Source organism: Paenibacillus silagei, from assembly GCF_017874735.1.
Lineage (GTDB): Bacteria > Bacillota > Bacilli > Paenibacillales > Paenibacillaceae > Paenibacillus_AQ > Paenibacillus_AQ silagei.
This window is the reverse complement of record NZ_JAGGLV010000007.1, coordinates 282658-308657: the sequence shown is the minus strand read 5'-3', so window position 1 is coordinate 308657 and position 26000 is coordinate 282658. Positions and strand designations below refer to the sequence as shown.

The window sequence follows — 26000 nt, the reverse complement described above, 5'->3', positions numbered from 1 at the left end:
GCTCCAAGACTCGCTATTGGTGGCGTGGCTTTCGCCTTTCCAAGCAGGGGTTCCACCTGCTAAGTTACTCAACCTAGGCTCGGTCGCTCCACTTTTTGCAGGATTCCTCCTTATTCACTCATGCGGTCTCTGTTCCTCCCTTATCCATAGCAGACGGAGATTATAATTTCCTAAACAAGCACAAAGAACTGCCTGGGCATGTTCGCCGCAGGCAGTTCTTAAGTATGCTATAGGAGCGGGCTTAAGCCTGCTCTAATTTTTAGATTTTGTCGCGGTTGTAGAGGTCCGGGTCACGGTCTGCATTCATCGAGCCCCTGTTGCCTAAGGTGTTGCCAACCGTTGTGTCCCTAGGGACCAGATCAGGGTTAGTTGCTCCGCGGTCAGCCAGCGTATCCTCCGGATACAGGCTGTCGTACCGGCCGGAATTGAGTGAACGGTTCCCCCGGAATACCGTATGGATATCTCTTCCACGGCCGTTGTCATCGACCAGGACGAGGATTTTGCCGCTGTCGATGTAGCCTTCGTAGTCTCTGGCCTCATCCTCGGGAATGCCGAGTCCGATTAATCCGCCTACCAGTCCGCCTGCTCCTACTCCGATGGCCGCCCCTGTTAGTGTAGCTGCGATTGGACCTGCAGCAAGGATTGGACCAATTCCCGGAATGGCCAGCGCACCGATCCCGGCCAGCAGTCCGGTAATTCCGCCCACTACGCCGCCGGTGGCCGCACCTGTAGCAACGCCTTCCGGCGCCATCGTTCCTGTATCCTCGGAGATGTGTTTCAGGTCATCTCGATCCTTCGTAATTACTGAAATCTCATCGTTCGTGAACCCTTGACTCTGCAAACTTTCAATTGCTCTGGTTGCTTCTTGTTCCGTATCGAATACGCCAATAATTTTCTCTGTCACTTGAAGCCCTCCTTCGTAATTGTTGTTCGCTACTCTATTACCCGTTCACGCGGTGCCCAAACAGGAAAAGCATCACCGGATGAATTAATACCTGATACCCCTCTCATTCTATTTGGTAGGACGGGTACGGTTGGTCGGCACTGCCTCCAGCGGATTATCCGGCCAGTAGTGCTTGGGATAACGGCCTTTCAGATCTTTTTTCACCTCGAAATAGGTGTTCTGCCAGAAGCTGGCCAGATCTGAGGTGATCTGCATCGGCCTTCTCGCCGGAGACAGCAGGTGCAGCAGCACCGGGACCTTCCCTCCGCCGATCCGCGGAGTATCCGTCTGCCCGAACATCTCCTGCAGCCTAACTGCCAGTACCGGCGCTCCGGGATTACTATAATCCAAGGGAACCCGCGAACCGCTCGGTACCGTAATATGCGTCGGCGCCTCCTTGTTCAGCTGCTGGCGGCTGTTCCAGTCCAGCATACCCTCCAGCGCCTGCGTCAGCTTCACCCGCTGTAAATCACGGAGATTCCGCATCCCTTGTATATAGGGTGCCAGCCATTCCTCCAATGTATCCGTCAACGCCTCATCCGACATATCGGGCCAGTCGGCCCGCTGCGAGTGCATGAATTCCATCCGCTGCCGCAGCTGGAGGGTTCCCTTCTCCCATGGCAGCAGCTGTAGCCCTTCCGCCGCGATCACCTTCAGCAGTACGCTCTCCGTCTCCTCGGGAGTAGCCCGTTCATGGGTCATCTGCTTCAGAATGAGCGCCCCCAGCCGGGTCACTCTTCGTGCCTTCACGCTTCCGCTCTCACTGTCCCAGTAGACTTCGCGCTCCTCCAGAAGGCTGTCCGCATGATGCTTCAGCAGGTCCTGCTCGGACAGCGCTGCGGCAAGCATAATCCGGCTCTGCCCGGCACGGTCATCCACGCCGGGTGCCACGATGTAGGGCGAGCGCGCCAGCGGCTGCCCCTCGCGCATCGCCGCCCCCCGGCCGCCGGAGAGCAGGAACGCGCCATTGCCGCGCTCCTGCCCGATCCGGTCGGGATAGGCGAACGACAGCAGCAGGCCGCTGCGGCTGATGTCGCCGGGCCCTTCGCCCGGCGCTGCCCGCAGCTGCGCCAGGAAGCTGCGGCTCTCGCGCTGCACCGCGCGCAAGGCCGCCGGGTCCGCTCCGCCGCTGCTGGCGGAGCGCTCGAACCCGAGCAGCGCCTCCACGCGAAGCGTGAGGTCGCTATCTAGAGCCGCGGGACCCCGGAAGAGGTCCCGCTCCTGCAGCAGCGCAGCGAGCCTGGCGGCGAGCGGCGCAGCTGCAAGGTCTGCCGCGCGCAGCAGCATATGCGCGATGCGCGGGTGCGCGCCAAGCACGGCCATGCTGCGGCCGTGCAGCGTAATGGAGCCGCCGGCGTCCAGCGCGCCGAGCTGGCGCAGCAGCGCCATGGCCTGCGCGTAAGGCGCGGCAGGCGGCGCGTCCAGCCAGGCGAGCGCTCCCGGATCGCGCACGCCCCACAGCGCCAGCTCCAGGGCGAGCTGCGCCAGGTCGGTCTCCATGATCTCCGGCACGTTGTCGTCCGGCAGATGATCATGCGCCTCCCGGCTCCATAGCCTGTAGCAGACGCCCGGTGCTGTCCGGCCTGCCCGGCCGCGCCGCTGATCGGCCGAGGCCTTCGAGACCGGCACCGTCGTTAAGCGCGGCATGCCGGTACGCGCAGAGAATACCTGCGTCCGGCGAAGCCCCGTGTCAATCACCGAGCGTACCCCTTCGATTGTCAGACTCGTCTCGGCAATGGAGGTTGCCAGTACGACCTTCCGTTCGCCTTCCACTGCAGGAGCCACCGCCGCATCCTGCTGCGGCTGCGGCAGTTGGCCATAGAGCGGCCGCAGCACCGTCCCCGGCGGCAGACTTCCTGATGCCAGCTCCTGCTCCGTCCGGCGGATCTCCCGCTCGCCGGGCAGAAAGACTAGCACATCCCCCGGCTGCTCAGCAAGCGCGCGCCGGACAGCGGTGGCTGCGGATTTCTCAGCGGTAGCATTGCCTGCCTCCGGCACATAGACCGTCTCCACCGGATACGTCCGGCCCGGACAACGGACGACCGGCGCTTCGCCCAGCAGAGAAGCTACGCGTTCTCCGTCCAGGGTCGCCGACATCACCAGAATGCGCAGATCCTCGCGCAGCACACTCTGCGCTTCAAGCGCCAGTGCCAGTCCAAGATCCGCATGCAGACTGCGCTCATGGAACTCATCGAAGATCACAAGACCCACATCCCCCAGCGAAGGATCGCTCTGGAGCATTCGCGTCAGCACGCCTTCCGTCACAACAACAATGCGTGTATTCCGCCCCACCTTGGTATCCATCCGCATGCGATAGCCTATGGTCTGACCCACACTCTCCCCCAGACAGGACGCCATATAAGCTGCGGCCGAACGCGCTGCCAGGCGTCTGGGCTCCAGCATCAGAATGGTTTTACCGGCCAGCCAAGGCTCCTCCAAAAAAGCAGGCGGCACCGCCGTTGTCTTCCCCGCTCCAGGTTCGGCAATCAGAATGGCCGCTGCACGGTCTGTCAGAATTCTCTTCAGGTCAGGGAGCACCTGCATAATCGGAAGCTGCTTCATTTCATCTCTCCATCATCTGCTAAAAGTTAAGTTAAATCTCCATCTCCCTATCATCGGCGAATTCATTCCAGATATCAAGAAGTTCGTTACTGCTGTAGGAGGATTTACCCGTTCAACAATAAGCTCCCATCTAAACTTTCGCACAAAAACCCCCGGTTCCATGAACCGGAGGCCTCATACTTACTTCAATACTCGTCTACTCACCCGTTTCCTCACCCACTACTCCCTACCATCCCGTTCCACTCCGCCCAGCCGCTGCCCGATCGCGTCCCCGTAATCTGCATATGCAGCATTGCTTTCCAGACCCCGTTCCTGCAAAAGCATCTGAAGACGCAGCCGCTTCAGGGAGAGCTTGCCCTCCAGCTCCTTGCGTTCCCCGCCAGTGCTGTTGCCGCTGGTGTGACAAGCCATCAGCAGCTCTTCGAGCGTCACACACTCTGCGCGCAGCGTGACTTCCTCGGGCAGCAATCCGGCGTTCTTCATAATCTTGTAGGACATCCGCAGCTCCTCGGGTACGCCCGAGAGATCCTCCAGCTCCAGCGGCTTGCCGTGCCCCGGCAGATTGGCAAACTCTCCGCCGCGCATTGCTTCCTGAATTCTCTGTTCTGCAAGCCAAGATAATATAGCCATCCACACCGTTCCTTTCATCAGCGCCCCGGTGCCCTTTTATATTGCAAACGGCACATTCTGCTACAGCTTTATCCTTATTTTAGCACGGGTGCTGCTGAAATTCATTCCCGGTTTGCCTGTAAGTTATCGCTTCTTATCACCAGGCAGAAAGCTATTTCTGCTTATGATATCCGCGCTCCCCGTAAGGAGACAGCTGCTCCAGCCACTTACTCTCCATGTCCGGCAGCATCTTGCGGTACTTCTTCAGCTCCTGCACATCGGCCACGAAATCCTCCTCCGGCTTAATCTGCTCCAGCACCTCGAAGCGAAAGCCCGCTTCCCCGCGTTCATTCCAGTCTTCCTGCAGCGCCTTGTTGTCATGGCCTTTGATATCCAGCATGAACTTATGCTTATTCCAGACCCCGTCCAGATTCAGGCTGCTTCCCACATACATTTTGTCATTGCCGGTGTTCACAATCCGGTATACCCCCATCGGCCTGTGCGAGTGTGCGTAATTATATCCCAATTCCTTGCGTCTGGTTTTATCCGTCATTATTTCTCTCCCCTTCTTCTCTCCGTTATAATTTCACCCAGTAGCTGCTTCCGTCTTCTTCACGGTCCAGCAGCCCGTAATCGATCAGATACCGCCGGAGCGTCACGTAATCGGGGTAAGCGGCTTCGAGCACCGCATTGATTTCCTTCTCACTATACTTGCGCCCGGTCTCAAAACGCTTCAGCAAATGGCGCAGGATAGCCGCCTTCCGCTTCTGCCGCTTAGGGAACTCTGACAACGGGCCGTCCGGCCCCTGTTTGAAATAGGTGCCCAGAATCTCGGCGTTCTCCAGCTCGGTAATCGCGAACCGTTCATCAACCATCACAGCCGTACGCGGAATACTCACAAAAGGCGATGAAGCTCCCGGCTTCTCCTCAGCCAGCTCCATAACCGCCAAAAACAGCTTGGCCTGCTTCACCTTCTCGCGAAGCGTGAACCGGTGGTTACGCACCGTGGAGGTGCTGCCGATCCCCAGCTCCTTGGCTGCTTCTGCATCGCTAAGACTTTGGCGGAAGGCCTGCAGCAGCCCCTTCTGCAATTCGGTTAACCCGCTGAGCTTCTTGTCCAGCGTCAGCAACCAATGGAACATCCCGCCATGAACCCTGTCCACATGCAGAGCTGCGAACTTCTCCGCTTCGTAATACTGCCCTTCATCCTTATAGATCAAGCCCTTCTCGAAGGCAGCTCCGCAGACCAGACAATAATACTTTTCCGTCCGCTCTTCCGTCTCCACATTATAGCCCTGCTTCAATTCTGCAATGGACGCATTCCAGAATTTCTCCGATATCCGCACTGCTTCATTCTCTTCTGCCAACTGGACCACCACACCCTTTGTTTACTTTTATATAGACATATTATCATTTCGTTTGTTATTTTACAACTATCTAATTAGATTGTTTATGGCAAAAGAAAAACACCGCCAATCATGGCAGTGTCTCATAATAGAGAGAACAGCAACAGGATATGCTTAAGACAGCAGCGACTCCGCACCGTCAATCACAATCTGTGAGCCGGTAATATGAATGGATTCATCCGAGGCCAGGAACGCGACCAGATCGGCGACATTCTCCGGCTTGCCCGGTCCGTCTGCCAGCGGCTGTGCTCCTTCAGGGAATTCAATTGGAATGACAATGGACTCCACATCATCGTTCCACTCCGTGCTCTCGTCGATATTCGTGGCAATCGCTCCCGGACAAATGACATTGACGCGGATTTTGAACTTGGCCAGCTCCAGTGCAGCCATCTTCGCGAACGCGACCTGTCCCGCCTTAGTGGTGCTGTATGGTGACCAGCCGAAGCTGGTAAATCTGCTGTTGCCGTTGATCGAGCTGGTAATAATAATACTGCCTTTGCCCTTCTCCTTCAGATGGGGAATGGTGTATTTCAGCGTCAGGAAGGTTCCAGTGAGGTTGACAGACAACGTCTTCTCCCAATCATCCACGCTCAGCTCCTCAATCGGCCCGACCACTCCGTTAATGCCAGCATTGGCGAACACAATATCCAGACCTCCGAAATGCTCCACGGTTCTGCGCACCGCTTCCTCCATCCGGCCGGCATCCGAAGTATCCACATCAATAGCTAACGCGCAATCCCTGCGCAGCTTATTCAATTTCTGTTCAAGGATTGAAGTACGTTCGTTCACCAGATCGAACAAGGCGACATTCGCACCTTCACGTGCCAGCTGAATTGCTGCCGCTCTGCCGATTCCCGAGCCCGCACCTGTGATTATGGCTGTTTTCCCTTGAAAACGCTGCTTTTTTGCTATATTGGGGCTCATATGTACACTCTCCTTCCGTGAATACCATTCTGCATGTAATGGCTCTGTTTCAAGATTACCCAAATGATGCTTGATTATAATCATGTTATGCAAAAAATTGCACAAGCCCAGTGCAACATGCACAGCCTATCCGCTGGATAAGCTCCTGCATATCTTGTCTGCAACAGCAAAAACCCCACATCTGCGGGGGCCTGCACTAAAAAGATAAGAATTAATATGCTTCGCGCTATAATGATCCTTATCTTTCTCGCTGAAACGGTACCGTCCTCTAAAAGGACGGCAATGCCGTTTCCACTTGCTCATTTAATTTTCCAGCTGCCGTACATCCACCTTAACCGTAAGCGTGCCCGCTGCTCCGCGGTATACGCCTTTGACCGGAACGATATCCTTATAATCCCGTCCATGTCCAAGCTTGATATACCGCCAGTTCACTTCAACATTATTGGTCGGATCGAAGCCCAGCCAGCCCGTACCCGGAATATGTGTCTCCACCCAGGCATGGGAGGCCTGTTCGAAGTTCGCATTGCCCCCCTGCAGATCCCCGACAAAATGGTACCCGCTCACATATCGCGATGGCAAGCCGACACTGCGGCAGACCGCAATCATCAGATGCGCATAGTCCTGGCAGACTCCGCGCTTGAGCATCAGTGCTCTTTTTACCGTAGTATTGACGCTTGTCGCCTCAGGATCGTACGTAAACTGCTCATAGATGGTGGACGACAGCTTCCGGGTCCATTCATACATATCCTCTGCATCCTCAAAAGGATGCTGCGATGCAAATTCCACCAGCTCCGGCGTCACCTCGGTGTACCGGGTAGGCAGAATAAACTCTATATACCGGTTCTGAAACTTCTCGTCATTCAGCAGCTTCACCTGCTCCTCCAGCGGAATATGCGGGAGATCCGTGCCCTGCGCCTTGTCGAGCGTGACCACGGTCGCTTTGGTGTGAATCACCATTTCCGTGTGCGGCTTATTCACCGAATAGGCATGGACCCGGTTGCCGAAGAAATCCTCATAGGTCAGCAGATTGGCTGGCGGGTGCACCTCCACCTCATGGTGATAACAGGATTGCCGGTAGTTCGTGCGCGGCGTCAGCCGGATCTCATTGACACTGTCCGTCACCGGCTCGGGGTAGCTGTAGGTGGTTGTGTGATTGATTTGTATTTTCATACCGAGACTCCTTCACGGCGAAAAAAAGCACCGTCCATCGTTCTGCCGAGCCTCTGACAGGATATCATCAGTGACTCCAGCACATCCAGGGCCAGGTCACCGGACATCTCATCCTTCTCCATATAATCCAGCTCCGCCTTGATCTTGCCCGCCTGCCGGATCACCTTCTCATGCCCCGAGCCCTTCTCTGTAGTGTCCAGCTCCAGCTTGGCCAGATGCTCCTCCAGCTTGTGGAACGAGAAGCGGATCGAACGGGGGAACAGCGGGTTCACGATCAGGAATTCCAGGATGCACTCCGGCGACATATCATCAGCATAATACCGGCGGAAGGACTGATATCCGCTCACCGATTTCAGCACGGCCTGAAGCTGGGTATAGATAGAATTGATATCCTTCGACTTGCAGGATACCGTGACGGTCTGCAGGATACGCGTCGTATTCTCTGCCCGCTCCAGAAACCGGCCGCTCTCGATGAAATGCCATTCATTGCCCCGGAGCATTACCGATTGCTCCGCGCCAAGGAACATCGCCGCCCGTTCCTTAACCTGCTGATAGAATTGATGGGGACCGCGCATGATATCCGCTACCGACTGCTCCCCCAGCCACAGGTTGAAGCCGTTGACAATATCCCACAGCTCACTCGGCAGATGCTGGCGCAGGGTGCGCAGATTATTCCTGGCCTGATGCACACAGGAGAATAGAGAGTTGGTATTCCCCAGATCCAGCGTAATGAAGGATAATACATCCTGCTCGCTGAAGCTCTCAAATTGTCGCAGATATTCATTCCGTACCCCAAGCGTGTCAATCAGGCGCGACCACTTGTGGCCCTCTTCCTGGAAATCCTCTTCCTGCTGGATATGGTAATGCACATCGATCAGCCGGGCGTGATTCTCAGCCCGTTCAATATAACGGCCGATCCAGAATAGAGCCTCCGCATTGCGATTCAGCATTCTAGCCACCCCTTTACCTTAGATAGTCTCTAGGCCATTACCCATGTATCCTTCACTCCGCCGCCTTGGGAGGAGTTCACGACCAGCGAGCCTTCGCGCATCGCTACCCGGGTCAAGCCCCCTGGAATGACATGCGGCTTACGGTCAGCCCCCATCAGCACAAATGCCCTCAGATCAATATGCCGCGGAGCCATACTGCCTTCTGACAAGACCGGTGCACGGGACAGCGACATAATCGGCTGGGCGATGTAACGTTCCGGTTCTGCCAGTATTTTGAGCCGGAAGTCTATAAGCTCCTCCTTCGTGGCCTCACTTCCGATCAGCATGCCGTAGCCCCCGGAGAGAGACGTCTCCTTCACCACCATTTCAGACAGATGGTCCAGCACATACTGGCGCTCTTGCGGCCGTGACAGCAGATAGGTCGGCACATTGCCCAGAATCGGCTCTTCATTAAGGTAATAGCGGATCATATCCGGCACATACACATACATGGCCTTGTCATCGGCTACCCCGGTTCCGGGCGCATTGGCAATCGCGATATTCCCCGCCCGGTAGGCATTCATCAGACCTGCAACCCCCAGCAGTGAGCTGGGCTGAAAAGCAAGCGGATCAATGAAATCATCATCCAGCCGGCGGTACAGCACATCAACTCTGCGCAGACCGTTCATCATTTTCAGGTAGATCTTATGGTCCTGTGCCACCAGATCACGGCCCTCAACCAGATGAATGCCCATCTGCTGCGCCAGAAAGGCATGCTCATAATAAGCCGAATTGTATTCCCCCGGTGTCAGCAGGGCAATGACCGGGTCTTTGGTCCGGGATGGGGACAGGCTGCGCAGTACGGACAGGAAACGGTTCAGGCTGTGATCCACATCGCGGATGGAGCTGGCAAACGACAACTCAGGAAACAGCTGATTCATGAGCGATCTGCCTTTGAACAGATACGAGAAGCCAGAGGGTGTACGCAGATTATCCTCAAGCACATAATACTCGCCGTCATGATGGCGGATCAGATCGATCCCTGAAGTGGTGATGTACGCACCGCCGGGTACACGGAGTCCAGACATTTCCGGCCGGAAATAACAGTTCGATATAATCATCCGCCGCGGCACTATACCGTCCTTCACAATATATTGCTCATGGTAAATATCATGAATGAACAGATTAAGTGCGGTAATCCGCTGCACAATCCCCGCCTCCAGCCGTTCCCATTCTCCCTTGGGGATAATGCGCGGAATCATATCGAAGGGAATCGTCCGCTCCATAGGCTGATCCTGTGCCGGGTTGTACAGTGTAAAGGTAATGCCTTCTTCCATCATCCGACGCTGCATCAGCTTCTGCTTCTCTTGCAGCTCTTCGGGGCTCATCCCGGAAAACATGCGGTTCACATGCTTGTAATGAGGCCGGACGTTCCGTTCATCCGCATACATCTCATCATAGAAATGCTGCAGCGGATACGGAGACAGACCGGGCAAAGGATCTAGTTTGGACATGAGCCCGACTCCTCTCGGATCAGTATAATGTGTTATGTTTCTTAACAAATAAGTTCAAATTTTAAAAATTCACCACGAAAATATGATTTACTACCTTCATAATACGTAAATGATATTATCCATGTCAATATATATAACAGCAAAATGTAGTTTTTGAACTATCCTGCCGCTTTGGAATCGCTTCCTTTCTCTTAAACTTGCTTTTCGGGGTGCTGCATGATGATTCCACATCCAATTGTATGCGGGGATGCTGACAAGCAGTACTATTATGAATTTTTCATATGATGTATTTTTAATATAATTTCGGCGTATTCTTTGAAACTCCAAAAGGGGAGTAAGCCGAAGGATGGTATGTACTGGTGGGGGCTCCTTTCGGCAGAGGAGAATATGTCCGTGGCGGGGGATTCTGCGCGGGAAGCCAAGAAGCGGCAGCCCCGCAACAACAGGTGGACAAACGTATCTTAATTCTTCGATTTCTGAGGGATAGGGGAAAGCAAGCGGAAAAACTACAACTGCTAGTGTTAGTATCAACCACATTGGCTGAAATGCGCTCAATTAAGTGTTGTTTTTCCAACTCCTGCCCTAACAGAGACCTTTCTTTCATCAGCAAGTGGAGAAAATCCAACTATTTTCTCTTCCCCTCCCCTCTCAGCGGGTCCAATCCGTTCAACAAAAAACCTCCCCGGGAATATTTCATTCCAAAGGGAGGTTGCTTCGCAGCTATCTATTGTTGTGGTTAATCTTCCGAATCTACTTCTTCCGAGATCATGCCTGCGAACAGGGCATGCACGAACTGGTCGGAATCGAACGGCTGAAGATCTTCCATTTTCTCGCCCAGACCAACCAGCTTCACCGGAAGGTTCATTTCCTGGCGGATCGCTACCACGATTCCGCCCTTCGCCGTACCGTCCAGCTTCGTCAGTACCAGGCCGGTCACGCCGCTCTTCTCGCCGAACAGCTTGGCCTGGGTGAGCGCATTCTGCCCGGTGGTGGCATCCAGCACCATAAGCACCTCATGCGGGGCGCTTGGAATCTCGCGCTGAATGACACGGAAGATCTTGTTCAGCTCTTCCATCAGATTGCTCTTGTTCTGCAGCCGGCCTGCTGTATCGCAGATCAGCACATCCACACTGCGCTGCTTGGCAGCCTGAACCGCATCGAACATCACCGCTGCCGGGTCCGATCCCGACTGCTGCTTGATCACATCCACTCCGGCACGCTTGCCCCACACCTCAAGCTGCTCAATGGCTCCGGCACGGAAGGTGTCGCCTGCCGCCAGCAGAACCTTCTTGCCTTCCTGCTTGTAGCGGTGCGCCAGCTTGCCGATGGTCGTCGTCTTCCCGACTCCGTTCACGCCGACGAACAGGATCACGGTAATGCCATCCGGATTCTCGTTCAGACTGTTGTCATCATCTCCGCGCAGCAGCTCCATCAGCTTGCGGGAGAGAATCGGCTGAAGCTCTGCCGCGTCCTCGATCCGCTTCTGCTTCACTTCGGCACGCAGCTCCTCTACCAGATTCATGACCGTATTCACGCCGACATCAGCACCGATCAGAATCTCTTCCAGCTCCTCATAGAATTCTTCATCTATCTTTTTGCGGCGGATAATCAGATCCGAGACCTTCTCAACGAAGCCCTTGCGTGTTTTCTCCAGACCGTCGCGGAACTGTTTCGTTACGCTTTCCGTTTTACCGGAAATGCTGTCTTTCAGTTTTTTGAAAAAACTCATATGCTTATGCTTCCTCCTAAAGGGTTATAGGGATCACTTCATGAATCCTGCGTCTAATTAAGCTATCTCTGCCTCTTCATCCTCCAGCCGCACGGATACGAGCTTGGACACGCCGCCTTCCTCCATCGTCACGCCGTAGAGTACGTCTGCTTCCTCCATCGTTCCCTTGCGGTGGGTCACTACGATGAACTGCGTCTGCTCCGAGAATTCGCGCAGGTACTGGGCGAAGCGCACTACATTGGCTTCATCCAGCGCCGCTTCCACTTCATCCAGCACGCAGAACGGCACCGGCTTGACCTGCAGAATGGCGAACAGCAGAGCCATCGCGGTCAAAGCGCGTTCCCCGCCGGAGAGAAGCTGGAGATTCTGCAGCTTCTTGCCCGGCGGCTGGGCGACGATATCAATCCCTGTATCGAGCATATGCTCAGGGTCCAGCAGCTGCAGATCTGCCCGGCCGCCGCCGAACAGTTTCGTGAACACCGTACCGAACTCGCGGCGGATGGCATCGAAGGTCTGCTTGAAGCGCTTCGACATCTCCTCTTCCATCTCATGGATAACATGATACAGCGTTGTTTTGGCTTCCACCAGATCATCCTTTTGCCCGCTGAGAAAAGTATACCGCTCATGCACCCGCTGATACTCTTCAATCGCACCCAGGTTGACCTCGCCCAGACCTGAGATGCTGCGCTTCAGACGCTGCACCTCCAGCTGTGCCGCAGGCACATCCTCCGGCACCGGATAACGCTGCTTTGCCAGCTCATAGCTCAGCTCGTAGTCATCGCTCAGCTTGCGGAGGATATTATCCAGCTCCACATCGAGCCGGCCAACGGCAACCTCCGTGGACCGGAGCTTGTCTTCGACCGCCCGAAGCGCCTGACGCTGGTCTTTGGTCTCGCCTTCGGCCAGCTCCAGCTTGCGCGAGATCGCCGCGCGGTCGGCACGGGCCAGGTCAAGCCTCGCAGACGTATCTTCCTTGCTCAGCCGCAGACTGTTGACCTCTTCCTTCTGCTTCACGGTCTCCCGTGCATTCTCTTCCAGATCCTGCTCGATGGTCATAAGCAGGCTGCGGCTCTGGCGCAGCTCCTTCTCCTGGGAGCCGGCGTCCTGCCTCATCCGGCGCAGCTGCTCCTCCAGCGAGAAGATCTCCTGATCCAGCTTGCCCTCCGTGACCTTCATCCCGGTCAGCTTGCCCTGCAGCTCTTCCTTGGCCGATTCATTCGCCTTGCGGTCCGACTCGGCACTGCGGATTGCTGCGTGCGCCTCCTGCTCTTCCTTCTCCAGCCGGGACAGCTCTGCTTCCGCCTGCTTGCGGGCCTCATCCAGCCCGCGTACCTCCTGCTCGAAGCCGCTGCGCTCCGCGCCCGCGCCCTCGACCTGCTCCTGCACATGCCGCAGCTCCTGCTCCAGCTGCTTCAGATCGCCGGATACGCGCTGTTCCTCCAGCCGCTTCTCATCACCGTCATGCCGCAGCTGCTCCAGCTTCTGGGAGCCTTTGTCCTGTTCAGCGCGCAAGCGGCTGATCCCCTGCTTCAGCTTGGCAATCTGCTGCTCGCTCTCTTCAATCTCGCCGGAGAGCTGGTCAAGCTGACGCTTGCGGCTAAGCAGGCTGTTGTTCTTCTTATGCTGGCTGCCGCCCGTCATTGAGCCGCCTGCATTCACCACATCGCCTTCCAGCGTAACCACTCTGTAGCGGTATTGGCATTTGGCCGCAATGCGGTTCGCTTGCTCCAGACTCTCAGCGATTACGACATTGCCGAGCAGGCTTCCGATAATGCTTCCATACTTGTCTTCATAGCCGACCAGCTCCGAGGCGATACCGACAAACCCTTCAGCACCTTGAACCATGCTGCGGTCACTGCCGGTAATCTGCCGGGGCCGGATCACATCAAGCGGGAGGAAGGTCGCCCGTCCGAGCTGACGCTGCTTCAGGAAAGCAATCGCCTGCCGGGACACCGCTTCATTCTCCATAACCACATGCTGCAAGGAAGCGCCCATGGCGGTCTCAATCGCCATTTCCAGCTTCTCGGGAACGGAGATCAATTCGGCAACTGCCCCGTGCACACCGCTTAGCTGTCCTTTGCGCGCGCCCTTCAGCACCTCTTTGACTCCAAGCATGAAGCCGTCAAAATCATCCTGCATTTCCTTCATCGTCTCATGCCGGGACACCTGGGCTTCGCGCTTCTGCTCCCATTTGCGCAGGCCGCTCTGCGTCTCTTCGAGCAGCTTCTGCCGTTTGCCGGTCTGCTCGCTCTCCGTAATGTATGCGCCGCGCAGCAGCCCGATTTCCTTGCCTAGCGCGGCAATCTTATCCTTCAGCCCGCTCTGTGCAGAGACCAGCTCCTCCAGCCGCGCTGTCCACTTGCCGCTCTCCTCCTGGCTGCGGCTCATCCGCCGCTCCAGGCTCTCCTTCTGCTGATCCGCATAGCGGATCTCGTTGCGCGCCTGGGCCATCAGGTTCATCAGCTCAAGCAGAGCGCTCTTCAGCTTCTCTTCCTTGCTCTGGCTGATGCCTCCGGCCACACCCTGCAGCTTCGATTCCTCATCCGCCAGCTGTGCCCGCAGCTCCGCAAGCGTCTGCCTGGTCTGCTTCAGCTTATGCTCAAGCTCCGCCAGCTCACGCTGCCGCCCCTCAGAGCGTTCGCCTACAGAACCCAGAGTCTGCATGAGCTGTTCCCGGTTCTGCTCCAGATTCCTGCGGCGCTCCTTCAGCAGTTCTCCGTAGCCTTCGCTCTTCTCGTTGGCTTCGCTGCTGCGCAGCAGCTGTTCTTGCAGCTTCTCCACTTCCTGCTCCAAATTACGCAGCTCCGCCCGGCCGCTCTCCAGCTTGGCATCATGGGCAGAGACTATAGTGGACAGCTCCAGCTGCTCCGTCTTAAGCACCTCCAGGCGGGCGTTGCCCTCCTGCCAGGATGTATGTATGCCTTCGATCTGATGCACATATACCGAAATCTCCAGATGCTTTAGCTGCTCCCGCAGCTCCTTGTATCTTATCGCCTTCTCGGACTGGTCCTTCAGCGGTCCCACCTGATCCTCCAGCTCGCTGATCAGGTCATGAATCCGCAGCAAATTCTGCTCGGTCTCATCGAGCTTGCGGCCGGCATCCTTTTTACGTGACTTATATTTAACAATACCTGAAGCCTCTTCAAAGATCCCCCTCCGGTCTTCCGAACGGGTACTGAGAATCTCTTCAATCCGGCCTTGTCCGATAATTGAATAAGCTTCACGGCCGATACCGGTATCCATGAACAGCTCCGTAATATCCTTCAGCCTACAGGCCTGCTTATTGATCAGATATTCACTGTCGCCGCTGCGGTGGACACGCCGGGTCACGGTCACCTCGCTGAAATCCAGCGGCAGCACATGATCCTCATTATCCAGCGTCAGCGAGACCTCACCGTAGTTGACCGCCTTGCGGGCATCACTTCCGGCAAATATAATATCCTCCATCTTGCCGCCGCGCAGGGATTTGGCACTCTGCTCCCCAAGCACCCAGCGGATGCCGTCGGATATGTTACTTTTGCCGCTGCCGTTCGGGCCGACTACAGCCGTTATTCCGCGCACAAATTCCATCTCTGTTTTGTCGGCAAATGATTTGAAGCCTGCTAATTCAATCCGTTTCAGAAACATAACTCGCTACTCACCTCTGACCCATTATACCATAGTGTTTCCTTGCCAAAACAACCCCATAAAGTGGTGCACCTGCTTCGATGTTTACCCCAAAACATATCATTTCTGATCTTTCGAAAAAGAGCAGCAAAAGTCTGACTTCCGCCGAACCGCCGGCATTCAGACCATTGCTGCTCTACTCCGCATTTCAGATGTTCATCTGTGCCTTCAGGCACCATCTTCCTTCAGAAGCAATAATGCCGCTGCCGCTGCCTGCTGCTCCGCTTCCTTCTTGGAGCGGCCGCTGCCGCTGCCGAGTGAACGGCTGGCCATATATACTTCTGAGACGAACTCACGCTCATGCGCCGGTCCGCGTTCTTCAATAATCCGATATTCCAGCGTACCCATCCCATGATGCTGTATCAGTTCCTGAAGCTCTGTCTTGAAGTCGCTCATCTGCATTTGCAGCTTACCGTCGGTTTCCACCAGCGGAAATACGTGATTATCCAGGAATCTCCTGGCCGTCTCCAGTCCCTGATCGAGATAGAGCGCTCCCACGAAGGCTTCGAACACATCAGCCAGCAGAGCCGGGCGGGTACGTCCGCCCGTAAGCTCTTCCCCTTTTCCCAGCAGTACATACCGCCCGAAGCCCAAGGTCTCGGCGAACCGGACCAGCGACGGCTCACAGACAATCGCAGCACGCAGCTTGGTCAATTCTCCCTCGGGCCTGTCCGGGAGCAGATTATACAGATATTCGGACACCGTCAGCTCAAGCACCGCATCACCCAGGAACTCCAGGCGCTCGTTGTCCTGATGCTGATTGAACCGGTGTTCGTTCACATAAGATGCATGGGTGAAAGCCTGCTTCAGAAGTACAGGATCGTGAAATTGGATTTGAAGTTGGCTTTGTAACTGCTTCAGGTCTCCTTTCACTGCACTGTCTCCCCTTACTTATTATATTTTTTGAGAATAACGGTCGCGTTATGTCCCCCGAATCCGAAGGAATTCGACATCGCGATATTCAGCTCCGCCTGACGTGGCACATTCGGAACATAGTCCAAATCGCATTCCGGGTCAGGGTTGTCCAAATTGATGGTAGGGGCAATCATACCCTTCTGCAGGGACAGCCCGCAGATAATCGCTTCCACCCCGCCGGCAGCGCCAAGCAAGTGGCCTGTCATCGATTTGGTTGAGCTGATCGCAACCTTGTACGCATGTTCTCCAAGCGCCTTCTTCACAGCGGCTGTCTCGGATTTATCGCCTACCGGTGTAGATGTACCATGCGCATTGATGTAGTCGATATCCTCAGGATTAATACCGGCATCACGGATCGCCATCTTCATGCAGCGTGCTGCACCGTCAGGATCAGGCTCCGTCATGTGGTGGGCATCGGCGCTGAGACCGTATCCGATGACTTCGGCATAGATCTTGGCTCCGCGCTTCTCGGCATGTTCCAGGGATTCGAGAATCAGGATTCCCGCACCCTCGCCCATGACAAAGCCGTCACGGTCCACATCAAACGGGCGGCTGGCCTTCTCCGGCTCGTCATTGCGGGTAGACATGGCTCTCATTGCACAAAAGCCTGCCATTCCTGTAGGACGAATGGTTGCTTCCGCACCGCCGCAGATCATCGCATCCGCATCACCGCGCTGGATCAGACGGAAGGATTCTCCGATGGAGTGGCTGCCTGTTGCACAAGCGGTCACTGTCGTTGTATTCGGTCCCTTGGCCCCGAGATTGATCGACAGCTGGCCGGAGCCCATGTTGGCAATCATCATCGGAATGAAGAACGGGCTGACCCGTTTCGGGCCTTTTTCGAGCAGCAGGTTGTGGTTATCTTCCCATGTGCCGAGGCCGCCGATTCCAGAGCCGACAGATACCCCGATCCGCTCTGCATCGATATCTTCACCGATCGTAAGTCCGCTGTCCTTCAGCGCATCTTCACCAGCAGCAACTGCGAATTGTACGAACCGGTCCATCTTGCGGGCTTCCTTGCGGCCGAAGCGTGCTTCCGCATCGAAATCCTTGACCGAGGAAGCAATTCTTGTTGGATATTCACTGACATCAAAAGCTTCAACCAGGGATACTCCGGACTTGCCGCTCATGAGGCTATCCCAGAACGTCTCAAGATCCTTACCCAGCGAAGTCATTACACCCATACCAGTTACAACTACTCTATGATTCAAACATAATCACCCCGTCTATAGGCTGTGTACCTCTACAATGTGTAAACGCAAACATACCAGATGTCTATATAAACTGCAGTCGCCGCAGGATTAGTTAATCTGCGGTTCAGTTATTATCACTGTAAAATGAGGAGAAGTCCCGCCCTGGCAGGAACGGGACCCTCAATCATATGACTCTAGGTATGAGATTGTATGTACTTCACAACTTCACCCACGGTCGTAATTCTCTCTGCATCTTCATCAGAGATTTCCATGTCGAATTCATCTTCCAATTCCATTACCAATTCTACAACATCAAGAGAATCAGCACCTAAATCATCTTTGAAAGACGCTTCTAATGTTACCTCTGCTTCATCGGCACCTAAGCGGTCGATGACAATGCGTGTTACACGCTCCAATACATCGGACATCCGGTTCACCTCCTCTTTTGGTATTATACGAGATATGAAGTCAAAATACCATAGAGCATAAAAAACGCTGCCCTGGCCGCCTCTGTCCATCTTCACCCGTAACGATCTAACGCCCTGCGAAGCCTTACATGTACATTCCGCCATCCACATGAAGCGTCTGGCCTGTCATGTAAGCTGCCCCTTCCGAAGCCAGGAATACCGCCGCATTCGCAATGTCCTCCGCCCGCCCAAGCTCTCCCAAGGGAATCCCCTTGATCAGCTCGCTGCGAACCTCATCGGACAACTCGCGGGTCATGTCGGTATCAATGAAGCCTGGTGCGATGCAGTTCACTGTGATTCCACGTGAAGACAGCTCGCGGGCCGCAGACTTCGTCATGCCGATTACCCCTGCCTTGGCAGCGGTATAATTCACCTGTCCGGGATTCCCCGTCACGCCCACAACCGAGGAAATATTGATGATCCGGCCATAACGCTGCTTCATCATCGGGCGGGTTACTGCCTTCAGGCAGTTGAAGACGCCCTTCAGATTCGTCTCGATGACCTGATCGAATTCTTCCTCTTTCATACGCATGATCAGATTGTCCCGGGTAATGCCCGCATTGTTCACCAGGATATCGATTTTTCCCCAGGTCTGGATAACCTCTTTGACCAGGTTCTCGGCGTCACTGCTGCGGCCGACATTCCCCTGCAGAGCGATTCCTTCCGAGCCCAGCTCGTGAATCCGGGCCACGGTCTCTTCAGCCGCCTGAAGGCTGCCGGAATAGTTCACCGCGACCTTCACGCCATGAGCAGCGAGTGCCAAGGCAATGCTGCGGCCGATCCCCCGGGACCCTCCGGTTACAAGGGCGGTCTGACCTTTTAGTGCTGCAAACATGCTATGTTGTCCCCCTTCGATAATCATGCGGCTGCGGTTAGGCCAAGCTACTTACCAGCCAGCCTGCACGCTCTCCAGACTGTTGATATTCACAACCTTGACCTTCCTGTCAATCTTGCGGATCAGGCCAGCCAGCACACTGCCGGAGCCAATCTCTACAAAAGTATCTACACCTGCGCCAATGAGCCATTCCACGCTATCCTGCCAGAGTACCGGAGAATATACCTGTTCTACCAGCAGCTTGCGGATTTCTTCAGGGTCTGTCACCGGAGCAGCGGTGACATTGACCACTACCGGCATAGCAGGAGCATTGAAGGTTACCTTCTCGAGCTCAGCAGCCAGCCGCTCAGCCGCACCCTTCATTAATGAGGAGTGGAACGGCCCGCTAACCTCCAGCGGAATCGCCCGTTTGCCCCCGGCTTCCTTCACACGCTGGACCACCTCATCTACACCGGCTACGGAACCGGACACCACAATCTGTCCCGGACAATTGACATTCGCCAGTTCAACGGGAGTACCCGCTGCTGTAATACTGCGGCATAATTCCGTAAGCGCCTCACGGTCTGCTCCAAGCACCGCTGCCATAGCCCCCTGTCCTCCGGGAACTGCTTCTTCCATGAATTGTCCGCGCAGGCGGACCAGCCTTACAGCATCTTCATAGGACAGCACGCCGGCTGCCACAAGAGCGCTATATTCGCCAAGACTGTGGCCTGCCACATAATCCGGCGTAACCTGGAGGCCGCTTAGCGCTTCCAGATAAGCCACACTGGCTGTAACCAGTGCCGGCTGAGTGTTCACCGTCTGCTTAAGCTCGCTGTCCGGCCCTTCAAATATTAGCCCGCTCAGCGGAAATCCAAGCACCTCGTCACCCTTTTCAAAGACTGCACGGCTCTGAGGCAATGCTTCATATACATCCTTACCCATACCGATTGCCTGTGCACCCTGACCGGGAAAGACAAATGCGATTTTGCTCATGAGGGTTAAAGCTCCTTCCCGTTAGCTGCAGCTCCGCCGGGCACATAACGCCTGAGAAGAGCTGCATCGTTGCTATTATTAATTCCGATTATTCACTAGTAATGCCCCGATTCTTACCAGATCAGCACAGAAGCGCCCCAGGTAAGTCCGCCGCCGAAGCCGACCATAAGCACTGCATCGCCTGCCTTCATCCGGCCTTCCTCGGCTGCTTCTACAAGCGCCAGCGGAATGGAGGCAGCGGAGGTATTCGCGTATTTATCAACGTTGACTACAACCTTCTCCGGCGGCAGATCCAGACGCTGCATAGCGGATTGAATAATCCGGATGTTGGCCTGATGCGGCACGAACAAGTCGATATTCTCCTTAGACAATCCCGCCTTGGTAAGCACACGCTCCGTGGCCGATCCCATGACGCGTACTGCGAACTTGAAGACCTCGCGGCCATTCATATAGATGAAGTGCTTCTTGTCTTCTACGGTCTGCTGGGAAGCCGGGAGACGTGAGCCGCCCGCTTCCAGATTAAGCAGACTGCCGCCAGAGCCTTCCGCTCCAAGATCGAAGGACTGGAAGCCGCGTCCTTCCGGAACCTCGCCGACGATTACCGCACCGGCACCGTCACCGAACAGCACGCAGGTATTGCGGTCTGTATAATCTGTAATGCGCGACAACGTATCTGCACCGATCACCAGCGCATTGTTATACATTCCATTCTGGATAAAGCCCGTGGCTGTAGCCAGACTGTAGACGAATCCGGAGCAGGCTGCCGACAGATCAAAGGCAGCTGCGTTCTTGGCACCCAGCTTGTCCTGTAGAATGCAGGCAGTGGATGGGAAAGCACTGTCAGGTGTAACTGTAGCGACAATAATCAGATCGAGCTCCTCGGCCTTCATCCCTGCGGATTCCAGTGCCTTCAGGGCCGCTTCATAGGCCAGATCAGAGGTAGCCTGCTCCGGGGCCGCAATATGCCGTTCCCTGATTCCTGTGCGGCTGACAATCCATTCATCATTCGTTTCGACGATCTTCTCCAGATCGCTGTTGGTTAATATTCTCTCAGGCACATATTTCCCAGTCCCAATAATTCCTACCGGACGTAATTGTCTCATGTCTTCACTCACTTCCCGCTAATTTCCTTCGATATACTAGGCACCAGATCCGCCTTCAGGGCAATCCGTGCCTGTCTTACCGCATTCTTCACCGCATTGCCGTCGGACGAACCATGCCCCTTGACTACCAGGCCGCTAAGACCAAGCAGCGGCGCTCCGCCATGTTCCTTATAATCCATCTTGCCCTTCAGGCTTCTAAGCTCCGGCATCAGGATCGCCGCCCCCAGCTTCGTCTTAAGCGATTTGCTGAACTGCTCCTTCAGCAGAGAGAACATTGCGCCGGCTGTTCCTTCCAGCGTCTTCAGAAGTATATTACCGGCGAAGCCGTCACAGACCAGCACATCGCAGCTTCCGGTGAGCACATCCCGCGCTTCTACATTGCCGACAAAATGAATGCCCTGCAGCGCCTCCAGGAGCGGATAGGCTTCCTTGGTCAATTCATTGCCCTTGCCCGGCTCCGTCCCGACGTTCAGCAGGCCTACCCGGGGCTTCGCAATGCCGTGCACTTTGTTGCGGTATATGCTGCCGATCTGGGCATACTGCGCCAGATGCTGCGGCTTGGCATCCATATTGGCGCCAAGATCCAGGGCCAGCACACCGACATCATCCAGCGTCGGAATCATCGGAGCCAGCGCCGGCCGCTCGATCCCTTCCATTCTTCCGACTACCAGAAGTCCTGTAGTCATCAATGCTCCGGTATTCCCAGAGGAGATCATGGCATCGGCCTCACCCTCGCGGACCATCCGTCCGGCTACGACCATGGACGAGTCCTTTTTGCGGCGGACTGCCTTCACAGGCTCTTCATCCGAACCGATCACATCCCCGGCATGACGTACGGTAACGTTAGAAGGCTTAGTCTTCAGCAGCGGCTCAAGCCGCGCTTCATCACCGACCAGTATGATCTCTATGTCATTCCACTCCGCAGCCGCTGCCAGCGCGCCTTCCACATTACATTCAGGAGCATTATCCCCGCCCATGGCATCAATGGCGATCCGCACTCCGGTTTCCCCCTTCGCTGTACTCTTCAGTTGCTGAACGATACACTATAAAATGGCCTTGAAATACCAGCTCTTCTCCGACATATGTAAATACATCCACTTCAGCCTTGCCGTTCCGGCCCGCAAGTGAGCGCACCTGCGCCTTGGCAATGCATTTCTCACCCAGCCGGACCATGCGCACAAACCGGATGTCGGCCGAAGCCGTTAAGGCAATCTCATCATTAATTATGGCTACTGCCAGCGAATTCGCCTGGCCGAAGACGTAGTGGCCACGGGCAATCCCGTTGCGGGAGAACACATGCTCATCGCGGATCTCGAAGATCGAAATCCCGCTCTTGTCCAGCTGCAGATCCACAATATCACCGACCACTTCATCAGCTGGCAGGGAACGCACCTGATCATAGGAATGCTCCGCCATCTGCTTCATCCGCTCACGCAGCTCGGGAATCCCCAGCTCCAGCCGGTCCAGCCGGATCGTCTGGATACTCACCTTCAGCTGGCGGGTCAATTCCCGGTCCGTTACAAACGGGTTCCCTTCTATTATAGCCAGCAGCTGCTGCTGACGTTCCTTCTTGGACATCCGCTCGATAGCGGCTCACCTCCCGGCACAGGCCTGATGTGCAGCTTTCCGGCCCGTAAGAGTGGCCGCTATAATCATATCTCTCTGTTCTACCTTACCAATTAGAACCAGGTACTAATATGTAGTATAAAGCATGCCGGCGCAAAAATAAAGCTTTGGCTTGAAAAGCGCCTGAAAACCCGCGCAGCGCAAGGCATATAAGCTCTGCCCCAGCTTTATTTTCACATAAAAATAGCACTCCACCGGCAGATGAAGTGCTACTCTTATGTGCAAACTATTGTTTGATGATTTCTCTTGCTTTGTATGTTCCGCAAACTTTACATACGTGGTGAGCAAGCTTCAGCTCTCCGCATTGTTCGCATTTCACCATACCTGGAACAACCAGTTTAAAGTGAGTACGACGCTTGTCACGGCGAGTCTTGGACGTTCTGCGTTGTGGTACTGCCATTGTTAGACACCTCCTGATTTTGTTGTAACCCAATTCCTCGGGATTTGTTCTTAGTCATCTTGCTTGGTAAAGAATCCTTTCAACGCAGCGAGTCTTGGATCGATCACTGTGTTGTCGCAACTGCAGGTGCCTTCGTTCAAGTTCTGTCCGCATTTCTGACAAAGACCAAGACAGTCTGCCTTGCACAATACCGAATCCGGTAAGTGCAGTACGAAATTTTCTTCCACATACGGGATAAGATCCACAATCTCATCTTTGATGTAAATGAGTTCCTCATCTTCATCTTCCGGAAGAATTGGCTGCTTAAGCCACTTGAAGGTCTCAGCGAAAGGAATATTCAGCTTACTCTTGACCTCACCGAGACAACGTGAACATAACATGTCCACTTCTCCGTTCAGTGTTCCCACCACGTTCACACTATCGGTTCCCGCGGGCAGCGCTTTAAGGTCTACTGAGAGTGGTGCAACAGCAAGTATATCCTTGCGCCCTGTGACAACCCCGCTGACATCCACAACTTCGTGGAGGACCAGAGGCTCGTCGGCATTCGCTAATTTGCGAAAGTGAATGTTCATTCTTATCACTCCAAACAAACAAAATTTATTATACCTATTATTCCCTGAGTTTGTCAACCATTTTCCCTTTATATTGTTTCAAGGGCGGAGACAATTTATGATATACCTAAGTTAAGCACTGAATCCGGAATCTGAATCGTCGGATATCCTACGAATAGGGCGTGAAGCAACTGTGGCAACTGTAGGTATTATAGCCGAATATAACCCTTTACATAACGGGCATGTCCATCATTTCACCGAGGCCAAAAGAATATCGGGAGCGGACCGCTCCGTTGTCATTATGAGCGGACCGTTCACCCAGCGCGGCGAGCCGGCGGCGGTCAGCAAGCGCGCCCGTACCGAGATGGCGCTGCACATGGGCGCCGATCTGGTCATTGAGCTGCCGGTGGCGTACGCCGTCCAGCCAGCGGAATGGTTCGCCTTCGGAGCGGTGTCCCTGCTGGAGGCGACCGGCGTCGTCGACAGCCTGTGCTTCGGCTCCGAAGCAGGCACTTTGGGCGCACTGCTCCCTCTGGCCGGCTTCCTGGCCGAAGAGAGCAGCGCGCTTAAGGAGGAGATCCGCGCGCGCCTCTCTGAGGGCGCGGGATTCCCCGCCGCCTACAGCGCAGCGGCGGCGGCGGCCTGGAAGGCCTCTTTCCTGGGAGAGGAGAAACCGGAAGATGCCGAAAGTATATTGCGGCAGCCCAACAACAGCCTCGGCCTGCACTACCTGATCGCGCTGCGGCGGCTGGGCAGCGCGATCAGGCCCTTGACCGTGCCGCGTACCGGCGCGGGCTTCCACGACCCGCTGGAGGGCGGGTCGGCCATTGCCAGTGCAACAGCCATCCGCAGGCTGCTGCAGGAGGGCGGATCACCGGCGGCTTACATGCCGGAGTACGCCCTGTCGATCCTGGAGCGGGAGCGTGACGCAGGCCGGGGCCCGGTAGGGCTAGAAGACTTCGCCGGGCCGCTGCGCCATGTGCTCTATACGCGCTCCGCTGCGGAGCTGCACACAGTGCAGGATATGAACGAGGGCCTGGAGAACCGGCTGCTCCGAAGCATGCGCCAGCTGGATAAGTTCACAGTCGGCGGTCTGCTGCAGGAGCTTAAGAGCAGACGGTATACCCTTACCCGGCTCCAGCGTCTGCTGCTTCACACCCTGTTGAACCACAGCAAAACAGAGCTGTCCCCCTCCGTTCTCTCCCGGGGTCCCGGCTATATAAGAGTTCTTGGCTTCCGCGAGAGCGGCCGGGAGCTGCTGAAGCAGATGAAGCAGACAGCGGCGCTTCCGGTGATTACAAGCCCGGCCCGGTGCACCCATCCCATGCTGGAGCGGGACCTCCAGGCGGCTGCCGTGTTCGCCGGGGCTTATGCCGACCCGCTGCGCAGCGATCTGTACAGTGATTATCTTGAGCCGCCGGTCAGGATTTGATGACCGGCAGCTCCTCCATGTATTTCAGGGCATCGGGTAGGGTTGAGACAGGAACCAGCTTCATATTCGTGCCGATCTGATCCGCTTTTGCCTTGGCTTCGTCGTAGTTCTTAAGCGGAACGAAGAAGATCTCCGCTCCCTTGCGATCGGCCGCTACAATCTTATGCTTCACTCCGCCGATTGGCCCCACGTTCCCCTCGGGATCTATCGTACCCGTGCCTGCTACCTTCCGGCCCTTAGTGAGATCCCCTGGCGTAAGCCGGTTGTAGATTTCCATGGTGAACATCAGACCGGCAGAGGGTCCGCCCACGTTAGTATCCACGAAGCTGACGGCTTTGCCTTCCTGCTTAGGCTCCACTTTTTGAACCGCACCAATAACGACGCCGAAGCCCGGCCGGGCAACCGCAGCTTCTTTATCCTTGACCCCCACCAGCTTGACCTGCTCCTTGATCTCTTTGCCATCACGCTGGAGCGATACCTCCACGCTATCTCCAATCTGATGAACCGACAGCAATTTGGACAGCGCGGCCGGATCGGCTGCCTTTTGTCCGCCTACACTGATGATTTTGTCCCCCGGCTTGAACCGGTCCTGATTAGCAGTCTCTGGTACCGAGAACACATACAGATAATCCACGACATCCTCATAAGGTACACCTGCCGCATGATAGGCTGCCTGCACAGCATAGGACTGTGAACTATTCATATAGAACACCTGCTCCGCCGCATACTCCTGCTCTGTCTTATCCTGCAGGCGGGTTTCTTTCAATACTACCTCGGCATTCGAGTTGAACACAGAGGCGATTAGAAGAGCCACATTCGCATAGCTTGCAGAGACCGTGGTCATCATGAAGGTTCCTTGCTCCTGCGGATCGGCATTCTCAACCTTGATCATCGGTGCCACCTCGGAGGCGCTGCCCGGCTGATATACAATGTAAGGCGTGTTCATAAAGACGACAACATAGAGAATGACCACGAATGAAAATAAATAGGCTGAAGCGCGGATGCCTACCCGGCGTTTGTACTGCCTCAAGTCTCTTCCCCTTCTTTCCTG

At 55.4% G+C, this 26000-nt stretch carries 23 protein-coding genes; 1 reads left to right on the top strand and 22 read right to left on the bottom strand.

What is annotated here, in order from left to right; genetic code table 11:
• Nucleotides 1-259 precede the first annotated feature (259 nt).
• The 21 genes from J2Z70_RS13385 to J2Z70_RS13285 all read right to left on the bottom strand — a co-directional run bounded on the left by J2Z70_RS13385 (nt 260) and on the right by J2Z70_RS13285 (nt 23538).
• Entirely contained in the window at nt 260-904 is a 645-nt protein-coding gene (locus J2Z70_RS13385; RefSeq protein WP_036728847.1) for a general stress protein, read from the bottom strand.
• A gap of 108 nt (nt 905-1012) precedes the next feature.
• Nucleotides 1013-3505, bottom strand: coding sequence for an ATP-dependent helicase HrpB (gene hrpB / locus J2Z70_RS13380; RefSeq protein ID WP_209873564.1), 2493 nt, complete (start codon nt 3503-3505; stop codon nt 1013-1015).
• 219 nt (nt 3506-3724) lie between these two features.
• Nucleotides 3725-4135 (bottom strand): DnaJ family domain-containing protein, encoded by a 411-nt coding sequence (locus J2Z70_RS13375; protein WP_209873561.1) that lies wholly within the window; start codon nt 4133-4135, stop codon nt 3725-3727.
• A gap of 151 nt (nt 4136-4286) precedes the next feature.
• A complete protein-coding gene (locus J2Z70_RS13370) occupies nt 4287-4667 on the bottom strand; it encodes a GIY-YIG nuclease family protein (protein WP_036728853.1) in 381 nt (126 codons plus the stop codon).
• Between the two features lie 25 nt (nt 4668-4692).
• A complete protein-coding gene (locus J2Z70_RS13365; RefSeq protein ID WP_342593013.1) occupies nt 4693-5493 on the bottom strand; it encodes a DUF2087 domain-containing protein in 801 nt (266 codons plus the stop codon).
• A 141-nt stretch (nt 5494-5634) separates the two neighbouring features.
• A complete protein-coding gene (locus J2Z70_RS13360; protein ID WP_036728859.1) occupies nt 5635-6444 on the bottom strand; it encodes an SDR family oxidoreductase in 810 nt (269 codons plus the stop codon).
• 303 nt (nt 6445-6747) lie between these two features.
• Nucleotides 6748-7614: a transglutaminase family protein gene (locus J2Z70_RS13355; protein ID WP_076077821.1), complete on the bottom strand. Its 867-nt coding sequence runs from the start codon at nt 7612-7614 to the stop codon at nt 6748-6750.
• Nucleotides 7611-8564 (bottom strand): alpha-E domain-containing protein, encoded by a 954-nt coding sequence (locus J2Z70_RS13350; protein WP_209873558.1) that lies wholly within the window; start codon nt 8562-8564, stop codon nt 7611-7613. Before J2Z70_RS13350 ends, J2Z70_RS13355 begins: the two co-directional genes overlap by 4 nt.
• Nucleotides 8565-8593: 29 nt before the next feature.
• Nucleotides 8594-10057 (bottom strand): circularly permuted type 2 ATP-grasp protein, encoded by a 1464-nt coding sequence (locus J2Z70_RS13345; RefSeq protein ID WP_209873555.1) that lies wholly within the window; start codon nt 10055-10057, stop codon nt 8594-8596.
• Nucleotides 10058-10793: 736 nt separating this feature from the next.
• Nucleotides 10794-11786, bottom strand: coding sequence for a signal recognition particle-docking protein FtsY (ftsY, locus tag J2Z70_RS13340; protein WP_209873552.1), 993 nt, complete (start codon nt 11784-11786; stop codon nt 10794-10796).
• 57 nt (nt 11787-11843) lie between these two features.
• Nucleotides 11844-15413 carry a chromosome segregation protein SMC gene (gene smc, locus J2Z70_RS13335; protein WP_036728873.1) on the bottom strand — a complete coding sequence of 1190 codons (3570 nt, stop codon included), beginning with the start codon at nt 15411-15413 and terminating at the stop codon, nt 11844-11846.
• A gap of 207 nt (nt 15414-15620) precedes the next feature.
• Complete coding sequence (rnc, locus tag J2Z70_RS13330; RefSeq protein ID WP_036728876.1) at nt 15621-16325, bottom strand: ribonuclease III; 705 nt, start codon at nt 16323-16325, stop codon at nt 15621-15623.
• 14 nt (nt 16326-16339) lie between these two features.
• Nucleotides 16340-17578, bottom strand: coding sequence for a beta-ketoacyl-ACP synthase II (fabF, locus tag J2Z70_RS13325; RefSeq protein WP_209873549.1), 1239 nt, complete (start codon nt 17576-17578; stop codon nt 16340-16342).
• 176 nt (nt 17579-17754) lie between these two features.
• Entirely contained in the window at nt 17755-17988 is a 234-nt protein-coding gene (gene acpP / locus J2Z70_RS13320; protein WP_036694165.1) for an acyl carrier protein, read from the bottom strand.
• 124 nt (nt 17989-18112) lie between these two features.
• The gene (gene fabG / locus J2Z70_RS13315; RefSeq protein WP_036728883.1) at nt 18113-18862 is read right to left on the bottom strand and encodes a 3-oxoacyl-[acyl-carrier-protein] reductase; all 750 of its coding nucleotides are present in this window, start codon (nt 18860-18862) and stop codon (nt 18113-18115) included.
• A 51-nt stretch (nt 18863-18913) separates the two neighbouring features.
• Complete coding sequence (gene fabD / locus J2Z70_RS13310; RefSeq protein WP_209873546.1) at nt 18914-19837, bottom strand: ACP S-malonyltransferase; 924 nt, start codon at nt 19835-19837, stop codon at nt 18914-18916.
• Between the two features lie 113 nt (nt 19838-19950).
• Nucleotides 19951-20940, bottom strand: a complete 990-nt coding sequence (locus J2Z70_RS13305) for a beta-ketoacyl-ACP synthase III (protein WP_155991613.1) — start codon at nt 20938-20940, stop codon at nt 19951-19953.
• 8 nt (nt 20941-20948) lie between these two features.
• Complete coding sequence (gene plsX, locus J2Z70_RS13300) at nt 20949-21938, bottom strand: phosphate acyltransferase PlsX (RefSeq protein ID WP_209873543.1); 990 nt, start codon at nt 21936-21938, stop codon at nt 20949-20951.
• Nucleotides 21922-22518 (bottom strand): transcription factor FapR, encoded by a 597-nt coding sequence (gene fapR, locus J2Z70_RS13295; protein ID WP_036728893.1) that lies wholly within the window; start codon nt 22516-22518, stop codon nt 21922-21924. Before fapR ends, plsX begins: the two co-directional genes overlap by 17 nt.
• Before the next feature lie 274 nt (nt 22519-22792).
• Nucleotides 22793-22966, bottom strand: coding sequence for a 50S ribosomal protein L32 (gene rpmF / locus J2Z70_RS13290; protein WP_019911234.1), 174 nt, complete (start codon nt 22964-22966; stop codon nt 22793-22795).
• A 50-nt stretch (nt 22967-23016) separates the two neighbouring features.
• Nucleotides 23017-23538: a YceD family protein gene (locus tag J2Z70_RS13285; RefSeq protein WP_036728896.1), complete on the bottom strand. Its 522-nt coding sequence runs from the start codon at nt 23536-23538 to the stop codon at nt 23017-23019.
• Nucleotides 23539-23710: 172 nt separating this feature from the next.
• On the opposite strand from J2Z70_RS13285, the gene J2Z70_RS13280 reads away from it, so the two are divergent.
• Nucleotides 23711-24949, top strand: coding sequence for a tRNA(Met) cytidine acetate ligase (locus J2Z70_RS13280; RefSeq protein WP_209873540.1), 1239 nt, complete (start codon nt 23711-23713; stop codon nt 24947-24949).
• On the opposite strand, the gene J2Z70_RS13275 is transcribed toward J2Z70_RS13280, so the two are convergent.
• Nucleotides 24939-25979 carry a SepM family pheromone-processing serine protease gene (locus J2Z70_RS13275; protein WP_036728900.1) on the bottom strand — a complete coding sequence of 347 codons (1041 nt, stop codon included), beginning with the start codon at nt 25977-25979 and terminating at the stop codon, nt 24939-24941. The two genes, J2Z70_RS13280 and J2Z70_RS13275, sit on opposite strands and share 11 nt — an antisense overlap.
• Nucleotides 25980-26000 lie beyond the last annotated feature (21 nt).

Excerpts from the sequence above, each read along its gene's own strand:
- hrpB (WP_209873564.1), bottom strand. The coding sequence starts at position 3,505 with ATGAAGCAGCTTCCGATTATGCAGGTGCTCCCTGACCTGAAGAGAATT.
- J2Z70_RS13375 (WP_209873561.1), bottom strand. The coding sequence starts at position 4,135 with ATGGCTATATTATCTTGGCTTGCAGAACAGAGAATTCAGGAAGCAATG.
- J2Z70_RS13370 (WP_036728853.1), bottom strand. The coding sequence starts at position 4,667 with ATGACGGATAAAACCAGACGCAAGGAATTGGGATATAATTACGCACAC.
- J2Z70_RS13360 (WP_036728859.1), bottom strand. The coding sequence starts at position 6,444 with ATGAGCCCCAATATAGCAAAAAAGCAGCGTTTTCAAGGGAAAACAGCC.
- J2Z70_RS13355 (WP_076077821.1), bottom strand. The coding sequence starts at position 7,614 with ATGAAAATACAAATCAATCACACAACCACCTACAGCTACCCCGAGCCG.
- J2Z70_RS13350 (WP_209873558.1), bottom strand. The coding sequence starts at position 8,564 with ATGCTGAATCGCAATGCGGAGGCTCTATTCTGGATCGGCCGTTATATT.
- J2Z70_RS13345 (WP_209873555.1), bottom strand. The coding sequence starts at position 10,057 with ATGTCCAAACTAGATCCTTTGCCCGGTCTGTCTCCGTATCCGCTGCAG.
- ftsY (WP_209873552.1), bottom strand. The coding sequence starts at position 11,786 with ATGAGTTTTTTCAAAAAACTGAAAGACAGCATTTCCGGTAAAACGGAA.
- smc (WP_036728873.1), bottom strand. The coding sequence starts at position 15,413 with ATGTTTCTGAAACGGATTGAATTAGCAGGCTTCAAATCATTTGCCGAC.
- acpP (WP_036694165.1), bottom strand. The coding sequence starts at position 17,988 with ATGTCCGATGTATTGGAGCGTGTAACACGCATTGTCATCGACCGCTTA.
- fabG (WP_036728883.1), bottom strand. The coding sequence starts at position 18,862 with ATGTTTGCAGCACTAAAAGGTCAGACCGCCCTTGTAACCGGAGGGTCC.
- fabD (WP_209873546.1), bottom strand. The coding sequence starts at position 19,837 with ATGAGCAAAATCGCATTTGTCTTTCCCGGTCAGGGTGCACAGGCAATC.
- J2Z70_RS13305 (WP_155991613.1), bottom strand. The coding sequence starts at position 20,940 with ATGAGACAATTACGTCCGGTAGGAATTATTGGGACTGGGAAATATGTG.
- fapR (WP_036728893.1), bottom strand. The coding sequence starts at position 22,518 with ATGTCCAAGAAGGAACGTCAGCAGCAGCTGCTGGCTATAATAGAAGGG.
- rpmF (WP_019911234.1), bottom strand. The coding sequence starts at position 22,966 with ATGGCAGTACCACAACGCAGAACGTCCAAGACTCGCCGTGACAAGCGT.
- J2Z70_RS13285 (WP_036728896.1), bottom strand. The coding sequence starts at position 23,538 with ATGAACATTCACTTTCGCAAATTAGCGAATGCCGACGAGCCTCTGGTC.